The 25,043-nt window shown below is 68.9% G+C and carries 19 protein-coding genes and 1 pseudogene; 9 read left to right on the forward strand and 11 right to left on the reverse strand.

Annotated features, from left to right (window positions below):
* Genes ABIC65_RS15925 through ABIC65_RS15955 form a run of 7 tightly spaced genes read left to right on the forward strand, consistent with a single transcriptional unit; the run spans position 1 to position 6,955 of the window.
* A complete protein-coding gene (locus tag ABIC65_RS15925; protein ID WP_354310079.1) occupies positions 1-345 on the forward strand; it encodes a hypothetical protein in 345 nt (114 codons plus the stop codon).
* Positions 342-773, forward strand: a complete 432-nt coding sequence (locus ABIC65_RS15930) for a GPW/gp25 family protein (RefSeq protein ID WP_354310080.1) — start codon at positions 342-344, stop codon at positions 771-773. The genes ABIC65_RS15925 and ABIC65_RS15930 overlap by 4 nt, the downstream gene beginning before the upstream one ends.
* On the forward strand, positions 773-3,313 hold the full coding sequence (locus ABIC65_RS15935; protein ID WP_354310081.1) for a baseplate J/gp47 family protein: 2,541 nt from the start codon (positions 773-775) through the stop codon (positions 3,311-3,313). Before ABIC65_RS15930 ends, ABIC65_RS15935 begins: the two co-directional genes overlap by 1 nt.
* Entirely contained in the window at positions 3,313-3,885 is a 573-nt protein-coding gene (locus tag ABIC65_RS15940; protein WP_354310082.1) for a hypothetical protein, read from the forward strand. Before ABIC65_RS15935 ends, ABIC65_RS15940 begins: the two co-directional genes overlap by 1 nt.
* A complete protein-coding gene (locus tag ABIC65_RS15945; RefSeq protein ID WP_354310083.1) occupies positions 3,872-5,263 on the forward strand; it encodes a VCBS repeat-containing protein in 1,392 nt (463 codons plus the stop codon). Before ABIC65_RS15940 ends, ABIC65_RS15945 begins: the two co-directional genes overlap by 14 nt.
* A gap of 38 nt (positions 5,264-5,301) precedes the next feature.
* Positions 5,302-6,354, forward strand: coding sequence for a PASTA domain-containing protein (locus ABIC65_RS15950; RefSeq protein ID WP_354310084.1), 1,053 nt, complete (start codon positions 5,302-5,304; stop codon positions 6,352-6,354).
* Between the two features lie 7 nt (positions 6,355-6,361).
* A complete protein-coding gene (locus ABIC65_RS15955) occupies positions 6,362-6,955 on the forward strand; it encodes a hypothetical protein (RefSeq protein WP_354310085.1) in 594 nt (197 codons plus the stop codon).
* A gap of 17 nt (positions 6,956-6,972) precedes the next feature.
* Here ABIC65_RS15955 and ABIC65_RS15960 read toward each other — a convergent pair whose 3' ends face one another.
* From ABIC65_RS15960 to ABIC65_RS15970, 3 genes are read right to left on the reverse strand one after another with little or no spacing between them, the layout of a single operon-like run.
* Complete coding sequence (locus ABIC65_RS15960; RefSeq protein WP_354310086.1) at positions 6,973-7,665, reverse strand: hypothetical protein; 693 nt, start codon at positions 7,663-7,665, stop codon at positions 6,973-6,975.
* A gap of 19 nt (positions 7,666-7,684) precedes the next feature.
* A complete protein-coding gene (locus ABIC65_RS15965; RefSeq protein ID WP_354310087.1) occupies positions 7,685-8,620 on the reverse strand; it encodes a hypothetical protein in 936 nt (311 codons plus the stop codon).
* Positions 8,621-8,624: 4 nt separating this feature from the next.
* Complete coding sequence (locus ABIC65_RS15970) at positions 8,625-8,912, reverse strand: hypothetical protein (RefSeq protein ID WP_354310421.1); 288 nt, start codon at positions 8,910-8,912, stop codon at positions 8,625-8,627.
* 171 nt (positions 8,913-9,083) lie between these two features.
* On the opposite strand from ABIC65_RS15970, the pseudogene ABIC65_RS22340 reads away from it, so the two are divergent.
* A pseudogene (locus ABIC65_RS22340) lies at positions 9,084-9,425 on the forward strand (transposase); the annotation flags it as partial.
* Positions 9,426-9,540: 115 nt separating this feature from the next.
* Positions 9,541-9,687, forward strand: a complete 147-nt coding sequence (locus tag ABIC65_RS15980) for a hypothetical protein (RefSeq protein ID WP_354310089.1) — start codon at positions 9,541-9,543, stop codon at positions 9,685-9,687.
* Between the two features lie 217 nt (positions 9,688-9,904).
* Here ABIC65_RS15980 and ABIC65_RS15985 read toward each other — a convergent pair whose 3' ends face one another.
* From ABIC65_RS15985 to ABIC65_RS16020, 8 genes are all read right to left on the reverse strand, one after another.
* A complete protein-coding gene (locus ABIC65_RS15985; RefSeq protein ID WP_354310090.1) occupies positions 9,905-11,296 on the reverse strand; it encodes an HlyD family type I secretion periplasmic adaptor subunit in 1,392 nt (463 codons plus the stop codon).
* The gene (locus tag ABIC65_RS15990) at positions 11,293-13,428 is read right to left on the reverse strand and encodes a type I secretion system permease/ATPase (RefSeq protein ID WP_354310091.1); all 2,136 of its coding nucleotides are present in this window, start codon (positions 13,426-13,428) and stop codon (positions 11,293-11,295) included. The genes ABIC65_RS15985 and ABIC65_RS15990 overlap by 4 nt, the downstream gene beginning before the upstream one ends.
* Positions 13,425-14,891: a TolC family protein gene (locus ABIC65_RS15995; RefSeq protein ID WP_354310092.1), complete on the reverse strand. Its 1,467-nt coding sequence runs from the start codon at positions 14,889-14,891 to the stop codon at positions 13,425-13,427. The genes ABIC65_RS15990 and ABIC65_RS15995 overlap by 4 nt, the downstream gene beginning before the upstream one ends.
* Before the next feature lie 219 nt (positions 14,892-15,110).
* On the reverse strand, positions 15,111-19,424 hold the full coding sequence (locus ABIC65_RS16000) for a glycosyl hydrolase (protein WP_354310093.1): 4,314 nt from the start codon (positions 19,422-19,424) through the stop codon (positions 15,111-15,113).
* 234 nt (positions 19,425-19,658) lie between these two features.
* A complete protein-coding gene (locus tag ABIC65_RS16005; RefSeq protein ID WP_354310094.1) occupies positions 19,659-20,489 on the reverse strand; it encodes an alpha/beta fold hydrolase in 831 nt (276 codons plus the stop codon).
* A 74-nt stretch (positions 20,490-20,563) separates the two neighbouring features.
* Positions 20,564-22,591: a PAS domain-containing sensor histidine kinase gene (locus ABIC65_RS16010; RefSeq protein ID WP_354310095.1), complete on the reverse strand. Its 2,028-nt coding sequence runs from the start codon at positions 22,589-22,591 to the stop codon at positions 20,564-20,566.
* Between the two features lie 84 nt (positions 22,592-22,675).
* Positions 22,676-24,304, reverse strand: a complete 1,629-nt coding sequence (locus ABIC65_RS16015; protein WP_354310096.1) for an FAD-dependent oxidoreductase — start codon at positions 24,302-24,304, stop codon at positions 22,676-22,678.
* Positions 24,305-24,308: 4 nt separating this feature from the next.
* Positions 24,309-25,028 (reverse strand): hypothetical protein, encoded by a 720-nt coding sequence (locus ABIC65_RS16020; protein WP_354310097.1) that lies wholly within the window; start codon positions 25,026-25,028, stop codon positions 24,309-24,311.
* Positions 25,029-25,043: the final 15 nt, after the last annotated feature.

Consider the following 25,043-nt stretch of genomic DNA (forward strand, 5'->3'; position numbering starts at 1 on the left):
ATGCGCTGGCTCACCCGCGATGCCACGATGATCTGCGACCATGTCGGCCATGTCGACATCGGCTTCACCCAGACGCTGGTGCGCATCCAGGGCCGCGAGGTGCTGGTGGCGACCGATCCCGAGGGGCGGCGCATCGCCGGCTGCCCGAACGTCAATCCGGTGATCGGCCTGCGCCCTTGCCTGACCACGCTCAAGGTGGCCGAAGGCTATTCGGCGCTGGTGCGGATCGAGGGGCGTCCGGTGTGCCTCGATACGGTGCATGGGCTTACCGACGGCTCGCCGCCGGGCACCGTCGCCTACAAGGTGACCAATCCCGGCCAGGCGCTGGTGGAGGCGGCGGCATGAGCCTGCGGCCGATCCGGGGGTTCCGCTTCGAGGGCGGCCTGCTCGGCACAGGCGCCGGGCCGTTCGACGGGCTGACGCTGACGCCCACGGGTACGTTGGCGATGGTGGATGATCATGCTGCGGTCCGCCAGGCGGTTCTGATCCTGCTGACGACCGTGCCGGGGGAGCGGGTGATGCGCCCCGACTATGGGTGCCCGCTCGATCGGCTGATGTTCGCGCCCAATGATGCGACGACGGCCGGGCTCGCGATCCATTATGTGCGCGAGGCAATCCGCCGCTGGGAACCGAGAGTCGAGATCGTCCGCATCGATGCGGGCGCCGAGGATGCCGACGGGGGACGGTTGCGCATCGAACTCGACTATCGCGTGCGCCGCACCGATCGGCTGGACAGCATTGTCCTGCCGATCGACTTGCAGGGAGCGAACTGATGCCGCTGCCTTCGCCACGGCTGGACGATCGCACCTACCAGCAACTGGTCGACCAGGCGCTTGCGCAGGCGAGCGCGACCTGCCCCGAATGGACCGACCACAACCCCGCCGATCCTGGCCGCACGCTGCTCGAGCTGTTCGCCTTTCTTACCGAGGCGATGCTCTACCGGGTCAACCGGGTGCCGGAAAAGCTCCACATCGCGCTTCTCAACCTGGCGGGGGTGGAACTGCGGCCGCCCAGCGCGGCGGCGGCGACGCTCACTTTCGCGCGTGCCGGGGGCGGGGATGCCGCCATCGCGGTGCCGCGCGGCACCCAGGTGACGACGGCGGACGGCAGCGTGCAGTTCGTCACCACCCAGGCGGCCACGCTCGACACCGGCCAGGCGAGCGTCGACGTGCCAGCGCTCGACTGCACGCTGGTCGAGGGCGAATTGCTCGGCGTGGCGAGCGGCCAGCCGGGCCAGACGCTATCGGTGTCGCGCGCGCCCGTCATTGCGCCCAGCCATCTGGGCGCCGACTTCCTGCTGGGCATCGAAGCCGCGCCGGAGGAAGATCTGGAAGGGGACGCGACGATGCCCTGCGGCACCAAGGCCTATCGGCTGTGGCGCGAGGTCGACAGTTTCGCGGATACAGGGGCCGGCGACCGGGTGTATCGGCTCGACCGTGCGCAGGGGCGCGTGCAGTTCGCGCCAGCCATCGATACGAGCGGGGAGGGCGCGCGTGCCGTGGCCGCCCTGCCGCCGCCAGGGCGCGAACTGCGCGCCTGGTATCGCACCGGCGGCGGGCGCAGCGGCAATGTCGCGGTGGGCGCGCTGAAGCTGCTCAAGAACGGCCCCGCCGGCGTGGCGGTGACCAATGCCGCCCGTGCCACGGGCGGCACCGATGCGGAGACGCTGGCGGAGGCGCTGGCCCGCGCGCCGCTGGCACTTTCGTCGCTGCGCTGCGCGGTGACCGAACGCGATTATGAGCAGGTCGCTCTGTCCACCGGCGGTGTCGCCCGCGCCCGCGCCTATGCGCAGGCGCAGGCCTGGGCCCATGCCGATCCAGGCGTGGTCGAGGTGCAACTGATCCCCGCGATCGACCCCGCGGCACTGCCCGATCGGGCGATCACCGCCGAGGTCGTAAGCGATCATCGCGGCGAGGAACTGCGTCAGCGCGTCGCCTCGGCGCTCGATCTCCGCCGTCCGCTCGGCGTGCGTACGGCCGTCGTCTGGGCCCGGGTGCGGCCTGTTGCGGTCTCGGTCCGGGTGGTGGTGGGCAAGGAGGCCGATCATGCCCGGATCGGCCAGGCGGTGCGCGAGCGCGTCAACGATCTGCTGTCGCCGCTGCGCGGGCTGCCGTTCGGTGCGGCGCTGCGCGCCGCCGACGTTTACGAGGCAATCATGGGCCAGGCCGGTGTCCGTTCTGCCGACCAACTGTGCTTCGAGATCGGCGAGACGCCCGATCGTGACGTGGCGGCACTGGTCCGCGATCCGCACCAGCCGGGCTGCTGGTTCGCGGGCGGCGCGACGGGGCTGTACCGCAGCCTCGACGATGCCGACAGCTGGGCCCGCTTGCTGGCGAACGAGGGCGAGACCGTCCGCTTCGTCGTGCCCCATGCCGGCCTCGCCGGGGTGCTGGCCGTGGGGGTGATCCGCGCCAAGGGCGGTGCCATTCATGTCTCCTATGATCTTGGCGAGACCTGGCGGCAGAATGCGGCGGTGTTCGATGCGGAGGTGTTCGACGCCGAATGGATCGATCGCGACGGCGCGCCGATGCTGCTGATCGCAACCGCGCAGGGGCTTCGCCAGTTCGCCCCGCGCGGGACAGCGGGGCCGGTGCCCGTTTCGGTCGACAAGGCGATCGAAACCAGGGGCTTCTATGCGGTCGCCAGCGCCACGTCGCCCTCGGGGGTGGCCTCCGTCGCGGTCGCTGCGTGCGGGGAAGGCGGCGTCTATCTCTCGGCCGCCGGCGGCGTTTCGGAGACGTTCCGGCCGGTGGGCCTGAAGGGCAAGGATGTCCGCGTGCTTGCCGTCCAACACACCCAGGCGCGGGCGTTTCTCTGGGCGGGCGTCGCCGCCGAAGCGGGCGAGCAGGGCGAGGGCGCCTATCGCAGCGAATTGCGCGCCGACGGCGCCAATGATCCGGACGGGTTCCAGCCGTTCAACATCGGCTGGCAGGGCGGCAGCTGCCAGGCGCTCGCCTTTGCCGATGCGATGGTGTTCGCCGGCTCGAATCGCGCGGGCGTCCTGTGGATGGACGCGATGGCGGGCAAGCCGGCCTGGACCGGGGTACGGCTCGATGCCGGGCTGCCGATCCGTGACACCGAAAGGCTGCTCCATGTCGTCACCTCGCTGGCCGCGACGCCGCAACCGGGCGGAGCGCCGATGGTGCTCAGCGGCGGGCCGCTCGGCGTGCATGCCAGCATCGACGGCGGCAACCGCTTCCTGCTCGCCTCGGCGACGCGCTTCACCGAACGTATCCCGCTGCCGCCGGGCTGGCTCTATTGTGCCGGGGCGCACCGCATCGACGTGGCGAGCGACGACGGGGCGTGGCGCTGATGCGGCGCGAGCTGATCGCCGGCTTCCTGCCGGAAATCTACCAGGTCGCGCTGCGCCCGGGGACGCCGCTCGCCGCCCTTCTCGCGGTGATGGAGGGCCTCCACATGCCGACCGAATCCCGCCTCGACAGCCTGGACGCGGTGCTCGACCCGCTGCGCGGCGAAGAGCGGTTCGTGTTCATGCTCGCCGACTGGCTCGGCTTGGCTGCGTATCTCGACTGGACTGGCGGGCGCCCGGGGGCAGGCGTGGCGAGCTTCGCCACGGGAACCGAGCGCCTGCGCCTGCTCGTCGCCGAGGCCGCCCGCCTGTGGCGAGATCGCGGCCTGCGCCAGACGCTGGAGCGTTTCCTGACAATCGCGACCGGGATCGAGGGCATCCAGGTGGAGGACGGGGTGGCAGGCGCGGACGGGCGCATCCGCCCGTTCCATCTCCAGGTGCTGCTGCCGGCGGAAGCGCGCCGCTATGCCCCGCTCGTCGCGCGGATCGTCGCCGCCGAGCGGCCCGCCCACGCGACCTATTCCATCCGCTATGCCGACCCAAGCGAGGACCAGGAGCAGCATGCCGAGCTTTGAGATTCCTGACGGCCCCGCCGAGCTGAAGCTTGCCGCAGGGGGAAATGGCACCGCCGTCTATGCGGTGACGAACAAGGCGGCGCTGTCGCTCAGGGGCCGGGTAAGCGTGCAAGTCAGCGACGGCGCCCGGCCCGAATGGTTCACGATCAAGGGCGAGAGCGAGCGCCAGTTCGGGGTCGGCGAGAGCCAGACCGTCGAGGTTCAGGTCGCCGTGCCGCAGGGCACCGCGCCCGGACGCTACAAGTTCCGGCTGCGCGTGGTGGCGGTGAACGATCCGGACAATGACCATGCCGAAAGCCCGGCCGGCGCGATCGTGCTAGCCGGCGGCAAGCCCGGCCCCTTTCCCTGGCTGGCGCTGCTGCTGGGCCTGGTCGCGCTGGCGATCGTGGTCGGGCTGGGCGTCTGGCTGCTGACGATGAAGGGCGCCGCCCCCAAGCCCGCGCCTTCCGACACGCCCAAACCCGCCCCGCCGACAGCGACGCCGGTGGCATCGGCAGCGCCGCTGGTGCAGCCCAGCGCGGACTGCCACTGGGCCTTTTCACCGGGCGGGCGGGGGGGCGGCCTTGATCTGATCGACGGCCCGCCGATCCGGCGGCTGCGGTTCGGCGATTTCGACGGCGATGGAAAGACCGACGTCTTCACCAGCGTCGCTCAGCCGGACGGCAGCTTCCGCTGGTTTTATTCGCCCGGCGGTGCCAAGCCGTTCCGTCCGCTGGGCAGCGGCCCCGATCTTGCCGATCTCGGCTTTGGCGATTTCGACGGCGACGGCAAAACAGACGTCTTCTACACGACGCCGCTTCCGGATGGGACGACGCAGTGGCGTTTCATGCCCGCCGGAACCGGAACGCCGCAGGACCTGCGGATCGGTCCGGATATCAAGCATCTCGGTTTCGCCGATTTCGATGGCGACGGCACCACCGACGTGCTGACCACGGTGCCCGATGGTGCCGGGCAGTTCCGCTGGCAGATGTTTTCGGGCGGGCGTCGCGCCCCGCGCGCGCTGGGCCTCGGGCCCGATCTGCCGGCGCTGCGCTTCGGCGATTTCGACGGGGACGGGGAAAGCGACATCTTCTTCTCGCTCCCCTCGACGCTGTATCCCGGCGCCTTCGCCTGGTGGATCCAGTTCAAGACCGGACTGCGCAAGACGGCCGATGGCGACGAAACCTCAACCCTGCGGTTCGGCGATTTCGACGGCGACGGCAAGACCGACGCACTTGCCACCTCGCTCATCAAGCCCGGTGTCTATCAGTGGAAATATTCGTCGGCGGCGAATTCCAATTATCAGCCGGTCGCATTGGGGCCGAGCTATGAACAGCTCGGTGTCGGTGACTTCAATGGCGACAGCGTCTCCGACATCTTCTATGTGTTGTGCAATTGAGGACTTCGGGAGACGGCCTGCTTTAGGGGAGTGGCGCGATGTCGAGCTTCGAGATACCGGATGGTCCGGCCCAGGTGATTCTGAAGCCGGGGGCGTCGCCCGCCGATCCGGCACGCGGCAGCGCCGTCTATGCGGTGACCAACAAGGCCGTCGCGCCGGTCACCGCCCGCATCGCCGTGCAGGTCACCGGCGATGCGAAGAGCGACTGGTTCGCTGTCGAGGGTGAACGCGAGCGGCCCTTCGCGCCCGGCGAGACCCAGACCGTCACCGTCTCGATCGCGGTTCCGCCCGGGGCGCCGCCGGGCGAACACAAGTTCCGGCTTAGAGTGGTGGCGGTCAACGATCCCGACAATGATCATGTCGAGAGCCCCATCGGCACGATCGCCGTCGCGGCTGCCCCCCGTGCAGGGGAGCGCGCGTTTCCCTGGTGGGCCGTCGCCATCGGGATCGGCACGCTGGTGCTGCTCGTCTTTCTGTTCACCGCCTTCGTCAGCCCCGGCTTTCTGCGAGGAACGCCGGCCGTGGCGCCGACGCCGACGCCCACATCCACACCCACGCCTACGCCTACGCCTACGCCGTCACTGCCGCCGATCGACGAGGCGCGCTTCCGCGACAAGCCCTATAGCTATGCCGAAGGGTATCTGGGGGCCATCGGCTACAAGCCTCGCTCGCGGGCGAATGCCACCGCAACCGGGCTGGCTCCCAAGGCCTTTCTTTCCGCCACCGTGTCGACGGCGGCCGGCGATCCGCCAGGCACGGTCGACATCCTCTACGATCCCGGCGTCGCCGTTCCGCACTTCCTGGGGCTTACGCCCGCCCAGGCAAAAGACCGTGCCGGCGACCGTTTCAACCTGTCGCTCTGCAAGTCGAACACGCTGACGGCTGAGACCAGCGGGAAGGTGGTGCGCCAGAGCGTCGACGATGGAACCGTGGTGGCGAAGGGAAGCCCGGTGCAACTCACCGTTGCCACCGTCGAGGCTCTTCCCTTCTGCCTGCTCCGGCCGTTCCCGATCCACACCTTCTCGCCGATCCTCGACTATCGGAAGTTCGGTATCGATGCCGCTCGGCGGCGCCATCCGATCGATCGCTAGGCGCCCGATGCGCATCCTCGGCCTGCTGCTGTTGCTGATCGGCGCCAGCTTCGCAATCATCGAAGGCTATGCGATGGCCGTGCCCGAACAGGCGCCCGCACAGGAACCGAGCGGCAGCTGCGGCTCGCCCCCGCCGATGAAGGACGGCACGCTCGACCAGGACTGGTGCGCGGATCCGCCCGACCTGGTCGCCTTCCTTGCCCGGCGGTTCGCGCCGCGCACCCATCTCCTCGATCATCCGGTGCGCGCTTCGGCGGCGCTTGGCGACGCGACGGTGGCGGTGCCGCCCCTGCCCGAGGCGCAGCGGGAGGACGCGCGCCGATCGACGCGGCAGGCGCCGTTCGAATGGCGTGCGGGGGCGGCAATGCTGCTGGTTCATGGCGATCAGAGGCTCTGCCTGTGCCGGCCGGGCCAGCCGCTCGATGCCTCTGCCATGGCCGCGTGCGGGGCAGGCTGGATCGCGCACCGCGCCGGGCCGGACGGTGCGCTGCTGTGCGGGCGCAAGGACGGTACCGGCATGTTGTTGCTGGCACCGCAAGGCGGGACGATCCGCTTTCACGCGCTGGGCGGAGAATCCAGCGTCGCGCAGCCGGAGGGCTAGCCGCCGGGTGTTCCACGCTACCCGATCGGGACGAGGCTGCGGATGGCCTTGATCGTGGCGATGAGCGATCCGATCAGCAGCAGGATCAGCCAGATCAGGCCGACAATGGCGATGATCAGCGCAATCAATGCATCGGCGATGCTGGCGAGGAACGACGGGACGAACGCCTGCACGAAGCCGACCAGCCAGGTCAGGCCGATCGAGGCGGCGGTGATGAAGATCAGCCCCTTGTTCTGCAGGAAGCGTTGGTGCGCCAGTGGCAGCAAGAGCGCGAACCCCAGCTTGAACAGCATCAGCAGCAACAGGGTGCCGGCGGCCGCATGCACCGCGAAATGGCCCCATGCCGCAAGATAGGCGATCGTCCCGAACGGCACCGCCAGCAACAGGCTGACCATCAGCATAAGCAGGGCGAACGCGCCCGCCACGGGCACCGCGAGGACGAAGGCGAACCCGGCGAGCGCGAGAAGCAGCGTCACCGGTCCCTGCAGGCGACCGACCAGATTGCGCGGCGCGACCAGTTGCAGCGCCATCAGCGCGATGCTGTGGAACAGCAGCACGTCAAGGATCGCCAGCGCCGGAATTGCGATGCCGGGGGTGGCGTGCTCGCCCGCCATGCGCGCGATCGCCCAGCTCGAGCCGAGTTCGATCAGCAGTGCAAGCAGCAGCAGCCAGCAGGCGAGCAGGAAGAAGGGGATGCGAAGCCGCTCCATCAGCGATCGACCGGGGCCGTCATGTCCACCGCTCGGCGGCAGGCGCGGCCGGAGCGGGGGCGGGCGGCTGGTCCCGGTTTTCCCGTCGCCAGTAGAAGTATAGCATCAGCGCCATCACCCCCGAAAAGCTGTGCCAGAGCAGCCCGTGCGGCTGGAACGCGCTGTGCGGGCTGCACCAGATGTCGCCCGGCTTGGCGGAAAGCGCGCGGGCGGTCATCGCGAACAGGAAGCTTCCGCCGGCAATGCCCCAGAAGGTCATCGCCCAGCCGTCCCGAAAGCCGAGGAAATTCATCGGCCAGTAGCGCCAGTTCGATTGCCAGAAGCGGAGATTGCGCGGCAACAGCTCGAGCAGCCCGTACAGGCCTACCAGCAGCCCGACTAGGATCTCCGAATTCACGCCCCGCGCGCCGATCTGCGTGAAGAACATGACGACCAGCGGATAGCCGAGCAGCACTATCGTTCCGCGCACGCCGTGCGACGCGCCATGCGCCACGAAGATGCGATCGAGCGTGTAGAACAGCAGGAACCCGGCAAAGGCATACATCGACATGCCGTCCATCCAGGCGACATGCTTGGCGGCCGATGCGTGCAGCCACATGCTGCCCAGGCCGAGGAACAGCGCGACCACGACATAAAGGTCGGCCCAGAACCCGTTCGACTGCATGCAGTTGGCGGCATCGCCGCGATGGCGATCGCGCGAGAGGGTGAAGGCGATGATCGGCACGGTGACGAACACATAGAGGTTCGACCAGGTGTTGACCGGTTGCCGAATGCCGGGGGCGCCAGCGGTAACGTCCCGCACATCGAAATATTCGCAATAGCAATAGGTGTCGACACAGTCCTCGGGCACCGGCGGCCAGCCGAGCACCACGGCGAACAGGGTGAACAGGCCCATCAGGAACAGGGCGGCGCTGATCCACAGGAGCCAGGGCCGCAGCACCGGCCAGGCGAACACGATGTCAGCCCTTCAGGACGAAGCTGGCGATCAGCGCGAGGACGACTAGGATCATGTCGGTGATGGTCAGCCAGTCCGGCAGTCCGGTGAACTTGCCGCCCAGCTTGGGCGGATCGATGCTGCCCGCAGGCTCGCCGCCGGTACCGAAGATGAAGCCGGTGATGCCGCCGAAAAGCGCCACTCCCGCCCAAGGAAGCGCAGCAGGGCTATGCTGGGCGAGGCCCAAATAGAGCAGCAATATGCCGGCACCCACCGCACCGGCGCATGCCAAAATCCGAAGAATATTTGCCACAACGACGTCCTCCCTCATCCGCAGACCGGCGTTCCGGCGCGGGTTGATCCGTTCGTCTGCGACCTTGCTTTCGTTTGGCGCTACTGGTTCGGCGACCGACTCCGGCGGCTAGGCCAAGATAGCATAGGGTGCTACACGCCTCCAATAAGCTGCTCGTTGCGAGGAGCAGCAATAGCGCGAGGCGATCTAACGGACGGGGATTGGGCGGTGCTGGAAGGTCTGCTGCCGTTCGAGTGTGGCCGAAAGGCGCGCCCTGCCCATGACCATCGGCGATTTCTGAACGGCATACTGCATGTGCTGCGGGTCGGTTGCCCCGGCGCGAGATGCACGAGCGCTACGGCAAGTGGAACGCGGTCGATGTGCGATTTCGGCGTTGGGCGGGACAAGGCGTCTGGGATGCGATGCTGGCCACGCTGGTCGAGTTCAGGCTGACCGATGACTGGCAGCATATGATTGAAAGCACCACGGTTCGCGGCGATGTTCCGGCAGCGGGCGCTGAAGTCGGACGAGGAGAGGGCGACCGAGCGCACGGGGCCGGCCTATGTGGGCAAGTGCTCGGCCTCGATCCGCGAGAACCTGGAGTGGCGAGGGTGCGCCCGCGCCCGCGAATCTCATCCGCTATTGCCTGATGCTCGAGCGCGTCGTCGCCAAGGTGGAGGCGGAGCCGGTCAGGAAGGGCAGGGCGGCCAAGCCCACCCGGGAGGAGGTCGAGGCGACGTTCGCGCCCGACGATGAGCGCCGCGAGGATGGCGACGGCCTGTCGGCCGCCGCTTGAGATCGCATGTCGCGGCTCGTGCCCCGGCTGCGCGAGGAAGAGCTCCTCTGCAGCGCGATCGCGCGGGGCCGCCGCTACCTGGTGGTGCCCGCGGCGGGTCCGTTCATGCGCGAGCTCGTCGCCAGCGCTTCGCCGTTGCGTCGTCGACCACCCCGGTCAGCTCGTCGAGCTTGTCCGAGACATCCTGAAAGCCGACCGACTGTCGGCCGTCCGGTGGTCACTGCTCGCGCGCGGCCTCGCGGCGGATCTGTTCGATCGGCTGGACCAGATAGGCCAGGATCGAGCGACGCCCGATCGAGATGTCGTTGGTGGTGGCAAGCCCCGCGCCGAGCGGCACCTTGCCCTTTTCGGTGTCGATGCTCGCTTTCTCCAGCGCGATGCGGGCGAGGAAATAGGGGCCGATATCCTTGTCCGGCACCGCGTCGCGGCTGATCGTCAGGATGCGGCCGGGGATGGTGCCATAGGTGGTGAAGGGGAAGGCCTGGAGCTTCACCGCCACCGGCTGGCCGGGGCGGACGAAGCCGGCGTCGCGGTTGAGCACCTTGGCCTCCACGGTCAGCCCGCCATTGGGCACCACGATCATCAGCGGCTTGGCCGGCTCGACCACGCCGCCGATCGTGTGGACTGCCAGCTGCTGCACCGTGCCTGCCACCGGCGCATAGAGCCGCTGCAGCCGCGACTTTTCGCGCGCCTTGCGCAGTTCCTCGGCGCGCAGCACGGCGTCGCCCTGCGCCTTGGCGAGTTCGGCGAGCGCGCGCTGCTGTGCCTCGGCACGAGTCTGGACGCCTTGGTCGCCGAACTTGCGCGCCTCGGAAAGCGCACGCGCCTGCTGCGCCTCGGCCACCTTGCGCTCGCCGCCTTCGGAATGCCGCTGGCGCTCCAGCTCCATCAGCCGCAGTCCGGGGGCATAGCCCTTGGCGGCGAGGCCGTTCATCGCGTCGATTTCGGCATCGAGGACGGGTGCGGTGGCGTGATATTTGCGGACCTGCTCGGCCGCCGCCCGGGCATCGGCCATGGCGGAGGCGCGCGCGGCGCCATAGCCGTGCACCGCCGCCTCGATCTGCGCGAGTTGCGCGGCGATCAGGCGGCGCTGGGTCTCGACCACCTCGGGCGGGGTGCCCTCGGGTGCGGTGAAGCGCAAGGAACCGCCGCGGAGCGCATCGGCAATGGCCTGCGCGCGGGCGACGTCGAGCCTGGCGGTCGCCAGCGCCTGCTCGGCCTGGCGTTCCTCGGCGCCCGAGACGGTGGGGTCGAGGTCGAGCAGCGGCTGGCCCTTCTGCACCACATCGCCCTCATGGACGAAGATGTGGCGGACCACGCCGGTCTCCGAGGCTTGAACCAGCTTGACGCTGTCCGCGGGCACGATGCTGCCCTCGGCCGAGGCGACCACGTCGACCTTGCCGAAGGTCATCCAGGCAAGCGTCAGCGCGAAGCAGAGCAGCAGCAGCCAGGCGGTAACGCGGCCGGTGGGGGAGACCGGCTTCTCGATCACCTCCAGCGCGGCGGGCAGGAAGTCGGGCTCGTGGCTGACGAGGCGGCCCTGGGTGCGGGCCTTTTCGGCGCGGACGGCTTCGGTCCACAGATTGGCGTAGTGGCGAAGCGCGCTCATGCCGCGAACCCCTGGGTCACGCCCGCCTGGCGGCGATGCAGATCGGCATAGCGGCCGTCGAGCGCGAGCAGCTCGTGGTGGCTGCCGCGTTCGACGATATGGCCGCGCTCGAGCGTGATGATGCTGTCGCACTGGCGGATTGCGGACAGGCGATGGGCGATGATCAGCACCGTCCGCCCCTCCGCCATCGCCTTGAGGTTGGTCTGGATGATTTCCTCGCTTTCGGCGTCGAGCGCCGAGGTCGCTTCGTCGAAGATCAGGATGCGCGGATCGGTAACCAGCGCGCGCGCGATGGCGAGCCGCTGGCGCTGGCCGCCGGAGAGGTTGGTGCCGCGCTCCTCGATCATCGTGTCATAGCCCTGGGGCAGCCGGGTGATGAACTCGTGCGCGCCGGCCAGTTCGGCCGCGGCGATCACCTTTTCCAGCGGCAGCGCCGGGTTGGCGAGCGCGATGTTCTCGCGCACGCTGCGGCTGAACAGCAGGTTTTCCTGCAGCACCACGCCGATCTGGCGGCGGAGCCAGGCCGGATCGATCTGGGCGATGTCGACCCCGTCGATCAACACCCGCCCACCGGCAGGCACATAGAGCCGCTGGAGCAGCTTGGTGAGCGTCGACTTGCCCGAGCCGGACGAGCCGACGATGCCGAGCGACTGGCCGGAGAGCACGGTGAGGTCGATGTCCTCCAGCGTCCAAGGCCCTTCCAGGCCGTAGCGGAACTTCACATTCTCGAACCGCACTTCGCCGCGCAGCGCGGGCAGCGCGACCTGGCTGCCCGAACCGGGCTCGGTCGGCTGGTTGAGCACGTCGCCAAGTCGGGCGACCGAGATGCGCACCTGCTGGAAATCCTGCCACAGCTGCGCCATCCGGATCACCGGCCCGGACAGGCGCTGCGCGAACATGTTGAACGCCACCAGCCCGCCGACGGTGAGTTCGTGCGCGATCACCTGCTTGGCGCCGAAATAGAGGATGCCGGCCATGCTCAGCTTGGAGATCAGCTGGATCGCCTGGCTGCCGGTGTTGCCCAGATCGATCACCCGCTGGCTGGCGTGCGAATAGCCGGCAAGCTGGCGCTCCCAGCGGTCCTGCCATTGCGGCTCGACCGCTGCGGCCTTGATCGTCTGGATGCCGCCGATGCTTTCGATCAGCAGCGCATTGTTCGCCGATCCGCGCTCGAACTTGTCGTTGACCCGCGCGCGCAGGGGGCCGGTGACGAGGATCGCGACGGCGAAATAGGCGGGGATGGTCAGCACCGCGACGATCGACAGCGACGGCGAATAGACGAACATCGCCACCAGGAACACGATGGTGAACAGCGGATCGACCAGCACCGAGAGCGACGCGTTGGTGAGGAACTCGCGCACCGATTCCAGCTGGCGGACGCGCATCGCGGTGTCGCCCACCCGCCGCGCCTCGAAATAGCCGAGCGGCAGCCGCAGCAGGTGCCAGAACAGCTTGGCGCCGAGCTCGACGTCGATCTTCTGGCTGGTCTCCGAATAGAGCCGGGTGCGCAGCCAGCCGAACAGCGTCTCCCAAACCGACACCGCGACGAAGCCGATCGCCAGCACCGTCAGGGTGGAGAGCGTGTTGTGGACCAGCACCTTGTCGACGATGTTCTGGAAGAACAAAGGCGCGGCTAGGCCCAGCAGATTCAGCACCAGCGTGATCAGCAGCACCTCGCCGATCAGCTTTCGGTACTTGGCGGCCTGGGGGACGAACCAGCTGAAGTCGAAGGCGCGCGCGGTGGCGCCCACCGCCTCGCGGGTGGTGACCAGCACCAGCTCGCCCGACCAGAACTGCGCCATCGCCTCGCGATGGACCTTCACGATCCCTTCGCCGGGGCGCTGGATCAGCGCCTCGTCGCCGGCAACGCGGCCGAGCAGGAACCAGCCGTCGGGGCCGTTGGCGAGCACCGGCAGAGGTAGCCGCGCGAGCTGGTCCCAGCTCGCGGTGCGGCTGCGCGCCTTGGTGCCTTCCTGGCGGCGGATCAGGCGGAGCATGTCGGTGGCGTCGAGCGGCGCCTGATGGCCGATCGCATGCCGCAGCTGGGCGGGATCGGCGGCGATGCGGTGCATGCCCAGCAGCTGGGCGAGCATGATGGGGCCGCTCTCGGTGCGGTTCGAGGCATCGCTCACGGGTTGGGCTTTCGAAGGCTGGGGGTGATGGGCTGCGGGGCGATCGCCGCCACATCCGGCTTGAGCACGGGCGCGACGGCCGGCGCGGGGGCTGTGGGTGCGTGGACCCGCGCGGCGGGCACCAGGATCGCGTCGAGTGCGCCGACCGTGTCGTCGAGCGGCAGCCGGTTGGCTTCGCGGGCGGCGGCGCGGGCCGGCTTGGGATCGTGGAGCGGCACGCCGCTGGTAAGATCGTCGGCCTCCAGCGTGCCGATCCGGCGGAGCAACGTCGCGCGGCTCACATAGCGGTCGCGCTCGGCGTCGAGCACGGCGACCTCGGCGTCGCGCAGCGTCTGCTGGGCGTAGAGCAGGTCGAAGGTCGAGCGCAGGCCCAGCCGGTATTCGGCCAGCATGCCCTCCAGCTGGGTGCCCGCGGCCTCGCGGCGCTGGGCGCTGATCGTGCCGATCCGGTCGGCGGTGGCGATGTCGTTCCAGGCATCGGTCACCACGCGCGCCAGCTCGCGCTCGGCGGCTTCGATGCGCAGCCGGTCGGCCTGGGCGCGCGCGGTCGCCTCGCGCACCTGCGAGGCGCGCAGCCCGCCGCCGAGCAGCGGCACTGAGAGGACGACGCTGCCCGAATAGGCCTGCTCCTGGTCGGGCAGCCGATAGGGCAGCTTGGCCCGGCCGCTGAGCCCGGCCGAACCGCGCACGGCAAGCGTGGGGCGGCCGGTGGCGCGCGCCGCCTCGACGTCGTGGAGCGAGGCCTGGGCGGTGTTACGCGCATAGGCGAGCTCGGGACTGCGCTGCGCGGCGAGGAAGAAGGCGCGATCGGCATCGGCGGGCAGCCCGGGCAGGGCGGGGGGTGCCGGTGCCGTCTCCAGCTCCGCGCCGACCACCGACAGGAATTCGGCCTGGGCGGTGCGCAGCGACTGCTCCGCCTGGAGCAGCTGCGCCTCGGCCTGCGCGACCTGGCCACGCGCCTGGGCGATGTCGCTGCGGGTCAGCTCGCCGGCGACCTGGCGCGCCTCGATCTCGTCGAGCAGCTTGTGCAGTTCCTGCACGCTGGCGGCGCGCACCTCGCGCTCCGCACCGAAGCGGTAGATGTCCATATAGGTGGAGACCACCGAGAGCAGCAGGTCGCCTTCGGTGGCGCGCAGCCGCTGCTCGCCGGCGCTGACCGTCGCCTCGGCCGATCGCCGGGCGGCGGTGGCGTGCCCGCCGGTGTAGAGCGGCTGCTGGACGCTGAGGCCGAGCTGGCTCTGCGACTGGGCGCTGTAGGGCGTGCCGAACAGGTTCTCGCGGCGGGAGACCCGGCCCTCGATGTTCCACTGATAGCCGGCGGTGGCCTGCGCATCGGCGCGAAGCCGCAGTTCGGCCTTGGCCTGGGCGATCCGTTCGTCGACGCCGCGCAGATCGTAGCGGGTCGCCTGGAGCGTGGGATTGTTGCGATAGGCGAGGGCGATCGCCGCGGCGAGCGTCCGCACCGTCTGCGGGCGATCCGCATCTATGGGGGCAACCGTCTGGGCAATCGCGTGGGACGGGAGCAGCGCGCCGGCACAGGCGAGCGCGATCGTGCATCCCCTGCGCAGCGAGATTGCGCGAGCCCGATGAGATGGGCGCAAGAAATGCGTTCCTTACCAATGGAAAAGGGGCGCCGCGTGGGGACGAACCGCCACGCGACGCCGGTAGTTGGGGTCTAGGGATTAACGGAACATCGATGCGGCCGAGAAAGACGATGCGCCGCTAGCGCCCCCGGCGGCCGTCTTCGCGGCGCTGCCGATCACCCCGTCGCCGTTGAGATCGACCGAGAACAGCTTTTCGGCGGCGCCGACGCTGTTCTTGTCGAAGCTCTCCTCGCCGTACCAATGGCCGTTGGCATCGAGGATCCAGGCGTAGCGCATGTCCGAGAACGGGCTGGTGTCGAGCACGCGGGTGCGGCCCTGGTCGTCGATCGCGATCGCCGCCAGGCCCCAGTCCTCGCGCTGCTGCAGCACGTCGCCCCAGTCGGCGCCGTCCCGCGTGATCTGCAGCGTAGTGCCCCCGTTGATCGAGAAGGACGCCTTGCCGGTCGCTTGGTCGACGAACAGCGTCGCGCCGCCATGCTGGTCGACCGGACGCAGCGCCGAGGTGCCGACGACGCCGTCGCCGTTCAGGTCGGAGCCGAAGATCGTCTCCGCCTTGGGCAGATCGGTGCCGGCGAACACGTCCTCGCCCACCCAGTGGCCGGTCTTGTCGAGGATCCAGGCCCAGTGCTGCGAGTTCGGCCCCATGTCGTTGGCGTTGCCGTCGAGCACGCGGAGCCGGCCCTGGTCGTCGCGACCGATCGCGAACAGCTTGGAGCCGTGATCGAGCTTCACCGCCTCGTCCGGTCCGCCGCGGGTGATGGTGAGGCGGGTGCCGTCCTCCAGCTGGATCAGCGCATTGCCGGTTGCCGGATCGACGAGCAGGCGCAGCTCGCCATTCTTGGCCACCAGCTGGGCCTGCGGTGCCGGGATCACCCCGTCGCCGTTCAGGTCCTTCTGGAACAGCGCCTCGCCCTCCTGGAAGTTGCGGGGCGTGTAGACCGTCTCGCCGATCCAGTTGCCCTTCGCGTCCAGCTTCCAGCCATAGCTTGCGCCCGCGCCCGCCATCGAGTCCAGCACGCGGATGTTGCCGTCCTGGTCGCGGCCGATCGCCGAGAGGCTCCAGCCGTTGCGGGCCAGCGCGGTCGGCTTGCCGTCGGCATCGCGGAAGATCGCCGACATGCGGCCGTCCCCGTCCTGCACATAGGCGAAGCCGCTGCCCTTATCGAGGATCAGCTTCAGGCTGCCGTTCTGCGCCACCGTCTGCAGCTCGCCGCGCACGACGATGCCGTCGCCGTTCATGTCGGTGCCGAACAGCGGCTCCAGCTTCTGCCAGTCGCTCTTGTACAGCGCCGCACCGCCGCCGCCGATGTGCAGCGTCGCGTCCAGCTTGTACGGGTAATAGGGCTCGCCGCCGTTCGATGCGCCCAGCAGGGTGATCGAACCGTCCGGATCGCGGCCGATGCCCACCAGCGTCGTGTGGTCGTCGAGCGCGAGCGCCTGACGTGCATCGCCATGAAGCAGCGCGCGCGGCTGCGCGTTGCCGATGGTGATCCAGGCAGTGCCGGTAGTGGCCTCCACCGACAGCGTCAGGTCGCCGTTGACCGCGATCGTGGTGAGCGCGAATTCGGGCGGATCGGTCGGCAGGTCGAGCGGCACGCCGTCCGGACGCTGCGGGATGTCCTGGCTCTGGAAGTCGGTGGTGTGGAGCTGGCCGTCCGCCGTCTTGGTCACCATGTCGCCCGCGCCGACGGTCAGCGTGGTGCCGTCGGAGAAGGTGATCGTGGTCGCCTTGTCGCCCGGGTTGAACGCCGTGTAGCTTTTCACGCCCTTCTTGTTGAACGCCACCGCGAAGCTGCTGTTCGAGGTGATCGACAGGTCCGGCGTGCCCAGCTGCACCAGCGTCTCGATCCATTGCAGCGTGTAGACGCGCGATTCCTCGCCCTGGCCGCTCTGGTATTGCGGGTTGGCGAGATAGTCGGCGAGGGCGGCTTCGGGATCGGCGAGGGCCAGCGCCATCTGCGATCCGTTCATCCACTCGCTGGCGCGCCCGTCCTTCTGGAGCGCGTGCATCTCGGCGATTTCTTCGAGCAGCTCCTTCGGATAGCCCGCCATGAACAGCGAGCCGGCGTTGATCGGCGTGTACTGGATGCCGATGATGTGCGCCGGATCACCGTCGAAGAAGTTGGTGAAGCCCGCGCCATCGGCGCCGACGATGCCCATGATCGAGCGATCGACCCCGTCCGGGAACACGGCGTTGTCGACGTCCTGCCAATATTGCTGGAAGGCGGTCGCTTCGGTGGTGTGGAGATAGGTGCCCAGATCGGCGAGGTTCTTCTGGCCGGTCACCGCACCCCAGCGGGCGACGGCGCTTGCGAATTCCAGGGCTTCCGACGCGGATTCCTGGTTCTGCCCGTTGCCGGTACCCGATGCCCAACTGTGGCCGGCATAGGGATCGAAGTTGCGCAGGAAGCCATAAGTCAGGTCGTTGCGATCGTCGTTCGCCGCGTCCTTGATCAGCTCGTTGACCATCGCGCCCCACTTGCTCTGCTGTGCCCATTGCGGGTCGAGCTGGGCGATCGTGGCGGCGGCGTTGATGATGTAGCCGTAATGGAAATGGTGGTCGTTGAGCTTGTCGTCGGAGTCGTACGAGGCCGGGTAGCCGATCAGCGTCGCCCATTCCTTGTCGTAGACGAACTCGAACTTGTCGCCGTCATCGGCGGTGAACCAGCGCTCCAGCTGCTTCTCAATCGCGCCGACGAACACGTCCTTGGCCTGGCCATAGCCGACCATTTGGGCGAGCATCGCGAGGTCGCCGTACTTGGCGTTCTGGCGCGAGCCCCAATAGGTGTCGCCTTCCAGCTTGTTGCCCTGGGCGGTGAGGAACCCCTTGAGCTCGCTATGCAGCATGTCGATGATCTGCTGCCGCTGTTCGGCGGTGCCGACGAAGGGGAGGATGGGCAGGATCGGCTGGACGTTCATCGTCGTCGTGAACGTGTTGCCGTCCTTCAGCACCTTGATCTCGCCGCGCGGCGAGGCGTAGCTGATGTTGCTGAGCTGCGCGTCCGAGTTGATATACTGGTGCCGGTACAGCGCCATCATCGGGTTTTCGGACAGGCCCGGGCCGTTCTCCATCATCTGCGTGGTGGCAGTGAAGGTGGTGGTGAGCTTGCCGGTGTTCTGGTCGACGGTGAACGACGACTTGGTGTCGGTCACGAAGGCATAGGCGTGCGCGCGGAAATCCATCAGCGTGCTGACCGATGCATCCGGCAGCACCGCCACCGAATAATAGTCCTTGCCGTCCAGGTTCGAGGTCAGGCCCTTGTCGGTGAAACTCCAGGTCGCGCCGCTCGGGCCGAAGATCCCGTAGTTCTTGCCGTTGATCGTCACGCCGACGACCCCGTCCTGCGCGTACCAGACGCGGCCCGGACCTTCATAGCCCGGCACGCTCAGGCCCGGCTGGATGTGGGTGGTGTCGTAGGTCGGCGCACCCGCCGGCGCCGCGGTGAGGCCCGAGGGATCGCTGCCGGCCTTGGCGCCGCCCTGCAGGTACAGCACGCCGCCGTTGATCGCCGTGCCGGTCGCGTCCGTCAGGTTGCCGAAGGGCAGCTTGACGTAGCTAGACGCGTCGTTGGTGCGGACCGAGACGTCGCCGTCGCCATTGGCGCGCCACAGCTCGACCTTCACCGAGCCATTGTGCATGTCCTTCATCGCGCCGGTGGCGGTGAGCAGCTTGGCGCCGGTATAATCCTGGTCGCCCTGGGCGGCGTCGGTGCCGTACCAGTCATAGGTTTCGACGCGGTCGACCTTGCCGTCTCCGTCGAAGTCGTAGGAGAGGCGGAACTGGATGCCGTCGGCGACGTGCGAACCGGCGTCTACGGGGAAGTTGAACGCCAGCGCGCCGCCGTTGAAGCTGCCGTTGAGCCCGGTGGCCATGTAGCTCAGCGGGTTGTTGGGAACGTCGCGGGTCGGCCCGGTCTGCTGGCTGAAGTCGATCTCGACATCGGCGCTGCTCGAACGGGTGACATAGACGAAGGGCAGGCCTTCGCCCATCGTCGCGCGCATCTGGCCGTCCCAGTCGGCGGTCGCGGTCCAGTCGGATGCGGCGGCGAGCTTGGTGCCGCTGGCGTTCATGCCGACCAGGCCGAGCGTGAGGTCGGCGTGGAAGTCGTAATTATAGCCGGTCTCGGTGACGCGTGGCGTGTCCGAATAGCCGATGTTCAGGCCATGGGCCTGGGTCTGGAAGCCGAACGGATCGGCCTGCATCACGCTGGAGAAATTGCCGTACTGGGCATAGGCCAGGGTGGTGAAGATGGAATTGCTGGGCGGTGCGCCGACGAAATCGTCGGTGAGACGCGGCTTTACCGGAACGCCGGCGTCGTTGGTCGGCCCCTTGGAACCGTCCGGAAACTCGGTCGCAATACTGCCGGCCCCCACCGAAATAACGGAACCCATATGCGCGTTACTCCCTTTACTAGATTGTACCGAGACCTCTCGGTTCAGCATGCGCAGTTGAGGACTCCCTGGTTTCCCGTGCGTCGCACGGTACAATCCCCCCGAGCATGGTGGCGACTATTCAACATCGGCGATGTCGGCCTTGTGACATTCGCAACCTTGAATGGTTACGGTTGAAACCCGGGCCGGCGGTCGCGGCGTCGGCCCGGTGCCTCCCGGTTCCGCAGGCGCGGATCAGGCGAGGAAGAGATCCAGATGCGCGACGAACTGCTCCGGATACTGGAAGTGCGGCGCATGGCCGGAATCCGGGAACAGGATCAATTGCGCGTTCGGCAGATGCTGCTGGAGATAGAAAGAATTGATCGTCGGCAGCATCACGTCGGTATGGCCGTTCGCGACCAGCGTGGGCAAGGTGATGCGCGCCAGATCGGCGAAGCGTTCGCCATGCGGCGCCAGCCAGTCGCGGCCGGCGGCAACCTGCGCCAGGATGGTCGGCATTTCGCTGGGCGGATCGCGATCCTCGGTGCGGGCATGGCGGCGCTGCCAATAGCGAGCCGCAGCCGCGCGGCCGGCATCCGAATGGCCGAAGAACAGCCAGGCCATTTCCTCCTCGCCGGCATTGCCGCGGGCACGCTGCGCCACCTCGGCGCCGAACGGCGTGGGATCGCCGCCGCGCGGCGAGGTGCCCACCAGCACCAGCCGGCGGATGCGGTCGGCATGCTGCTTGGCATAGGCCTGGGCGACCATGCCGCCCATCGAGAAGCCGAGCAGGTCGAAGCTGGGAAGCGCCAGGGCATCGACGAAGTCGCGGATGCAATCGGCCATGCCTTCGATCGTCTGCGGCGTCTCGCCGGTCGAGGCGCCGACGCCGGCATTGTCGACCAGGATCACCTCGCGGCTGGCGGCGACGCCGTCGGTGAACGCCGGGTCCCAATGGTCGAGGCCGCCGGTGAAATGCTGGAGCAGCACGACCGGGACGGCCGAGGGGGTGCCGAAGCGGCGATAGGCGTAGTGGACGCCGCCGGCGTCGATGAACTGGGTAGGGGCGGTGGCATGGGTGTGCATGGCAAATCTCCTTGCCGCACAGCTTGCGCACGCGCGTCGTCGCCGACGATATGAACGCTGGTATGGGCTTGCAGTCAGTCCGCGGCCTGCACCGCCGGCAGCACCAGCGTGAAGACGGCGCCGGTGCCTTCGGTGCGATCGCGCACCTCCATCCGGCCGCCATGTGCTTCGGCGATCGAGCGGCAGATGGTGAGGCCGATGCCCAGCCCGTCGGGCTTGGTGGTGCGGAAGGACTGGAAGGGATCGGCCTGGAAGTCGGCGGCCAGGCCAGGGCCGGTATCCGCCACCTCGGCGGACACCATGCCGTCGCGGGCCCGCAGCGCAAGGTCGATGCGACGGTCGCCGGAGGGTGCGGCGCCCATCGCCTGGATGGCGTTGACCATCAGGTTGGCGAGCAGCTGCTGCAGCTGGATGCGGTCGCCGCACACCTCGGGCAGGTCCGCATCGCGGATCAGGGTGACCTGGACGCCCTGTTCGCTGAGTTCCTGGCGGAGCAGCAGCCGCGTCTCGGCGACGATGTCGGCGAGCGACAGCGGCACCATCGCGATCTCGCGATTGGCGGCGAGCGCGCGGATGCGCTGGATGATCTCGCCGACGCGCAGCGCGTTCTGGCCGATCTGCCCGGTGATCTTGCGAAGCTTTTCCAGCGGCGCCTCGGGTGCCCTGGCCAGCCGCTCGGCGGCGGCGGCGTGCATCGCGATGGCGGTGACCGGCTGGCTGATCTCGTGCACGATCGAGGCGGAGAGCTGGCCGAGCAGCGCGATGCGCGATGCGTGCGATGCCTGCTGGCGCATCCGCTCGATCTCGTCGCGCGCCCGGACCTGGTCGGTGATGTCGATCTGCGCGACCAGCACTTCGGCGCTGGCCGGGTCGGGGTTGGAGACGCGGCAGAACAGCGTGTCGAACGGCGTGCCGTCGAGCCGGAACATCCGCACCTCGGCTTGGAACACCGGCTCGCGATCGTAGGAGCCTTCGATCGAACGGCGCAGCACCTCGCATCCCGGCTGCATCAGCCCGGTGAGCGAACGGCCGATCAACTCGTCTGCCGAGCGTGCGCCGTACATGCGCACCGCGGCTTCGTTCACAGAGGTGAAGCGCAGGTTCGCGGCGAGCTGGTCGACCAGCTCCGGATGCTGGTCGATATAGGCGCGCATGTCGGTCACGCCCTCGGCACGCAGCCGGGTGAACAGCGCCCGCGTATCGGGCGCGGCGAACTCCGACACCGCGATGGTCGGCACGTCGAGCAGCATCTTGCGCCGCGTGCTCGCCTCGTCGCGCTGGCGGGTGGCCTTCACGCGATCGGTGATATCGGTGAAGCCCACCAGCAGCGTGCCGTTGCCGACCGTGCCGGGAAGGAAGGAAACGGTGAACAGCGCGTCGAACTCGCGACCGTCTAGCGCGCGCATCCGCGTCTCGGCGACATGGCGCGGCTTGCCGCCGATCGCGGAGAATACGCTCTCGAGGAAGTCGCCGGTGCTCGCCTCGGGCCAGTAGCGGTCCAGCGGGGTGGTGATCAGGTCACGCTTGGTGCCGGGGCCGAACATCTCGATCGAGCGATCGTTGGTATCGACGATCCGCGTCGCCTGCATCATCTTGCGGACCAGCGCCGGGTTTGCGCGAAGATGGCCGGGGATGTCCGTCACGCCCTGTTCGCGCAGGCTGCGCAGCAACGCGCCCACCCCGCTGAAATCCATCTCCCAGAAGGAGGCGGCGACCGCGCCGAACAGGTTGCGATAGCGATATTCGCTCGCCGCCAGCGCGACTTCGGCGGGGTGGGCGGGATCGACGGCGGTGGAAACCTCCATCCACGCATCCTCGGCATCGGTGCAGCTGGCGAGCCGGACGTGAACGGTGGCGGTGGTGCCGTCACGGCGGCGGCGCTCGACACGGCCCTGCCACAGGCCGCGCCCGCGCAGCTCCGCGATCGCACTGTCGGGATAGGGGCCGAGCAGGTCCGGCAGCGCCTGGCCCAGCGCCTCTTGCGGGTGCCAGCCATACAGGGTGGTCGCGGCGAGATTCCAGCTGGTGATCGCCGCGCCCGCGGTGGTGGAGATCATGCTCTCGCTTGATAGATCCAGCAATTGCGCTGGCACTCGCTGCACGTATGTTCCCCGGCCTTGCGCTACCGGACGCAGCGCGACTGCCGCCCTGCTAACATCATGGCGAGGCGAGGTACATGGGCTTGCTCAGCCCGCGAGGTGCCGGTGCACTGCCGAGACCACCGCCGCGCCTTCGCCCACGCCGGAGGCGACGCGCTTGATCGATCCTGCCCGCACGTCGCCAACCGCGAACACGCCGTCGATGGTGGTCGCATAGGGCGAGGCGAGGGGGCGCCCCTCCGCATCCAGGCCGGTGGGCACGAAGCCGGCGGGATCGAGCGTCAGGCAGTCCGCCACCCATTCGGTATTGGGCGCCGCGCCGATCATCACGAACAGCCCGCGTACCTCGCGGGTTTCGGTCGTGTCGCTCGCGCGGTCGCGCCAGCGGAGCCGGGTGAGGAATGCGTCGCCTTCGACCGACGTCACCTCGCAGAAGGGGTGGAGCTGCACATTGGCGCTGTTGGCGATGCGCTGGACGAGATAGTCGGACATCGTCGCGGCGAGGCCCGGACCGCGGACCAGGATATGAACCTTGGCGCAGCTGCGCGACAGGAACATCGCCGCCTGGCCCGCCGAGTTGCCGCCGCCGACCACCACCACTTCGGCACCTGCGCAGAGCTGCGCTTCCATCGGCGTGGCTGCATAATAGATCCCCCGGCCCTCGAGCGCGGCATAGCCCGGCAGGTCGAGCCGCCGGTAGCGGGCGCCGGTGGCGATGACGACGGCGCGGGCGGATACCGTCTCGCCGCCCGCCAGCGCGATGCGGAAGGGGCGGGCGCCGCAATCGAGATGCTCGGCCCGGCGCGACACGCGCAGCACCGCGCCGAACTTGTGCGCCTGGGTGATCGCCCGGCCGGCCAGCGCCTGGCCGGAAATCCCGGTAGGGAAGCCGAGATAATTCTCGATCCGGCTGCTGGTGCCCGCCTGGCCGCCCGGCGCCTCCGCCTCGACGACGAAGGTGGAGAGACCTTCCGACGCGCCGTACACCGCCGCCGCCAGGCCCGCCGGGCCCGCGCCGACCACTACCAGATCATAGGTCTCGCCGCCGCCCGGTGCGGCGTTGAGACCGAGCAGGTCGGCGAGCTGCGCCGAGGTGGGGCGGGACAGGACCTTGCCCTCGGGCAGCAGCACCGCAGGCAGTTCGGCGGCCTCCAGCGTTTCGGGCGCGGCGGGATCGCGCAGGTCGACGAAGCGGTGCGGATGGGCGTTGCGGGTGAGGAACTCGCGGATCCGATGCGTCTCGGGGTCCTCCGCCGACCCGACCAGCGTGATGCCGCCGAAGCCGGTGGCGAGCAGGTCGACGCGGCGCAGGATGAAGGCGCGCATCACGATCTCGCCGATGTCCGGCTCGGCCGAGGCCATGCGACGGAAGGCGGCAGGCGCGAGGCGCAGCAGCCGCGTGCCGGCGGCGGCACGCCCGTCGAGCAGCGAGGCCCGGCCGCTGAACAAATGGAGCTCGCCGCTGAACTGGCCGGGCAGATAGCTGCGGACATAGCCGCCATCGGCATCGAACAGGTCGATCGCGCCGTCGAGCACGACGAAGAAGTCCGGCCCGCGATCGCCGCGGCCGAACAGCAGGGTGTCGGACGCCGGGGACTCCTCCGCGCCATAGGCGGCGATCCGCGCGATCAGCGGCGCGGCCAGGCGCGGGAAGATCTGCTCCTCGCGCGCATGGACCGGCGGCTCGGGGCGCAGCGGGGTGTCGACGTCCGACATCGGCTCAACCGAACACGTAGTGGTCGATGTCGATCGACACGACCAGCGGTTCGGGCACGCGCTGGCCGTCGGGCTGGCGCGGGTAGATGCGGCGGCGGGTGGGCAGGCGGATGCCGTCGACCTCGGTACAGTCGGTCAGATAATGCGCGCCCGGGGTGCCGCCGGCGATCTCGACGTCATAGTCGTGGCGGGCAATCAACCCCTCCTCGGTGACGTAGAGCGTCTGCACGCTGCTGTGGCTGACGATGTCGGACGGCAGCGTCACGCGCAGGCGGCGCCAGCGGTTGCCGTCTTCCTCCCAGTCGGCGAGCTGCTCGGTCTCCACCCCGTCCCAGGCGAGCAGGAACGGCATGTTGAAATAGGTCCACATCGCGCAGCCGGCGAAATAGGCGAGCTGCGGCGGGGTCCAGGGCGTCTCCAGCGTGTGGCCGGCGAAGCTGTCGCGCGGCTGGTCGAGTGCGGCGATCTCCGCGCCCTCGGCATCGAACAGCGCGACCCGGTCGGGGCGATAGTCCGAGCGGGCGGCGATGGTGCCGAACGGCGCATGGCCGGCGTGGATCTCGCGCAGGCTGACGGTGACGCTGGTATCGTCGAGCACGCCGCCCTGGCCCTTGAGCGGCCAGAGCACGCCGCCCTGGGTCAGGTGCGCGGTGAGGCTGTCGTGGCGCTTCCAGCGCTCCAGGCCGCCATGGGCGTCGATGATTTCTGCGGCAAGCTTGAACATGGTGTCGGTCCCTTC

Origin of the sequence: Sphingomonas trueperi (assembly GCF_040545665.1) — a bacterium.
GTDB classification, from domain to species: domain Bacteria; phylum Pseudomonadota; class Alphaproteobacteria; order Sphingomonadales; family Sphingomonadaceae; genus Sphingomonas; species Sphingomonas trueperi_B.

Coding starts and splice junctions, on each gene's coding strand:
- ABIC65_RS16020 (WP_354310097.1), bottom strand. CDS start 25,028: ATGTTCAAGCTTGCCGCAGAAATCATCGACGCCCATGGCGGCCTGGAG.
- ABIC65_RS15985 (WP_354310090.1), bottom strand. CDS start 11,296: ATGAGCGCGCTTCGCCACTACGCCAATCTGTGGACCGAAGCCGTCCGC.
- ABIC65_RS16015 (WP_354310096.1), bottom strand. CDS start 24,304: ATGTCGGACGTCGACACCCCGCTGCGCCCCGAGCCGCCGGTCCATGCG.
- ABIC65_RS15980 (WP_354310089.1), top strand. CDS start 9,541: ATGCTCGAGCGCGTCGTCGCCAAGGTGGAGGCGGAGCCGGTCAGGAAG.
- ABIC65_RS15955 (WP_354310085.1), top strand. CDS start 6,362: ATGCGCATCCTCGGCCTGCTGCTGTTGCTGATCGGCGCCAGCTTCGCA.
- ABIC65_RS15930 (WP_354310080.1), top strand. CDS start 342: ATGAGCCTGCGGCCGATCCGGGGGTTCCGCTTCGAGGGCGGCCTGCTC.
- ABIC65_RS15950 (WP_354310084.1), top strand. CDS start 5,302: ATGTCGAGCTTCGAGATACCGGATGGTCCGGCCCAGGTGATTCTGAAG.
- ABIC65_RS15960 (WP_354310086.1), bottom strand. CDS start 7,665: ATGGAGCGGCTTCGCATCCCCTTCTTCCTGCTCGCCTGCTGGCTGCTG.
- ABIC65_RS15940 (WP_354310082.1), top strand. CDS start 3,313: ATGCGGCGCGAGCTGATCGCCGGCTTCCTGCCGGAAATCTACCAGGTC.
- ABIC65_RS15925 (WP_354310079.1), top strand. CDS start 1: ATGCGCTGGCTCACCCGCGATGCCACGATGATCTGCGACCATGTCGGC.
- ABIC65_RS16005 (WP_354310094.1), bottom strand. CDS start 20,489: ATGCACACCCATGCCACCGCCCCTACCCAGTTCATCGACGCCGGCGGC.
- ABIC65_RS16000 (WP_354310093.1), bottom strand. CDS start 19,424: ATGGGTTCCGTTATTTCGGTGGGGGCCGGCAGTATTGCGACCGAGTTT.
- ABIC65_RS15945 (WP_354310083.1), top strand. CDS start 3,872: ATGCCGAGCTTTGAGATTCCTGACGGCCCCGCCGAGCTGAAGCTTGCC.
- ABIC65_RS15935 (WP_354310081.1), top strand. CDS start 773: ATGCCGCTGCCTTCGCCACGGCTGGACGATCGCACCTACCAGCAACTG.